Raw genomic sequence first — 1,312 nt, forward strand, 5'->3', positions numbered from 1 at the left:
TGAACCGCGCCGGGAATCTCGGAGACTCGTTGGTGTGAGTCAGACGATTATTTCTGACTCGGCGAGTTGGCGATAGTAGTTGGCTTCAGCTTCAGCCGGCGGGATGTTGCCGATCGGCTCCAGCAGCCGGTGATGATTGAACCAGGCAACCCATTCCAGCGTGGCGAGTTCGACGCTTTCCTTCGTTTTCCAGGGCGCGCGCTTGTTGATCACCTCGGTCTTGTACAAGCCGTTAATGGTTTCAGCCATTGCGTTGTCGTAGGCGTCGCCAGCGCTGCCCACGGAGGGTTCGATGCCGGCCTCGGCCAAGCGCTCGGTGTAGCGGATGCTGACGTATTGCGATCCCCTGTCGGAGTGATGGATCAAGCCCCCGCCCTCGCCCGGACGCCGCTCGTAGAGCGCCTGCTCCAGGGCGTCCAGGACGAAGTCCGTGCGCATGCTGGAGGACACCCGCCAGCCCACGATGCGCCGAGCGAAGACATCGATCACGAAGGCTACGTAGACGAATCCCTGCCAGGTGGACACGTAGGTGAAGTCCGAGACCCACAGCTGATTCGGCCGCTCGGCGTAGAACACGCGCTGCACCTTGTCGCTGGGGCGCGCCGCCGCGGGATCAGGCATCGTGGTGCGCAGCTTCTTGCCGCGCACGGCGCCTTGCAGGCCCTGGCGGCGCATCAGGCGGCCCACGGTGCAGCGGGCCACCTCCAGGCCTTCCCGGTGCAGTTGACGCCAGACTTTTCGCACCCCATAGACCTGCATGTTGGCCTGCCAGACGCGTCGCACCTCGTGGGCCAGCACGTCGTCGCGTTTGGCCCGTTCGGGCCGCAGCTCGGGGCGAGCCTGGCGCTGCGCGTGCAGCCAGTAGGTGGACGGGGCGATCTGCATCACCTTGCAGATCGGCTCGACCCCGTACGCACCCCGGTGTTCGTCGATGAATGCCTTCACGGCTTGAAGCGGCGGTCGAGCTCCGCCTGGGCGAAATACGCGCTGGCCTTGCGCAGGATCTCGTTGGCCTGGCGCAGCTCCCGGTTCTCTCGCTCCAGATCCTTGATTCGCTGCTGCTCCTGCGTGCTCAGGCCGGGGCGCTGCCCCGTGTCGGTCTCATGCTGCCGAACCCAGCGCCGCAGCGTCTCTGCTGTGCAGCCGATCTTGGCAGCGATCGAAACAATGGCGGCCCATTGGGACTCGTGCTGCGGCTGGCTCTCGGCGACCATCCGCACGGCCCGCTCGATGACCTCGGGGGAAAACTTCTTTGACTTTCTCATGGCTCCGTCTCAAGTGTAGGAGCCTCCGGGAAAGCCGGCGCGGTTCA

1 protein-coding gene and 1 other annotated feature are annotated in these 1,312 nt (G+C 65.0%); the gene reads right to left on the reverse strand.

What is annotated here, in order from left to right; genetic code table 11:
* Window positions 1–39 precede the first annotated feature (39 nt).
* Window positions 40–1,265, reverse strand: a protein-coding gene (locus tag ACY0MJ_RS22305; RefSeq protein WP_462640753.1) for an IS3 family transposase whose coding sequence is annotated in 2 segments (ribosomal slippage) — window positions 40–983 and window positions 983–1,265 — 1,227 coding nt in all. Because the reading frame shifts where the segments join, the coding sequence is not laid out codon by codon here.
* Window positions 871–987: a sequence feature (AL1L pseudoknot), on the reverse strand. It overlaps the preceding gene by 117 nt.
* Window positions 1,266–1,312: the final 47 nt, after the last annotated feature.

The organism is Ramlibacter sp. bp-362, assembly GCF_054956735.1.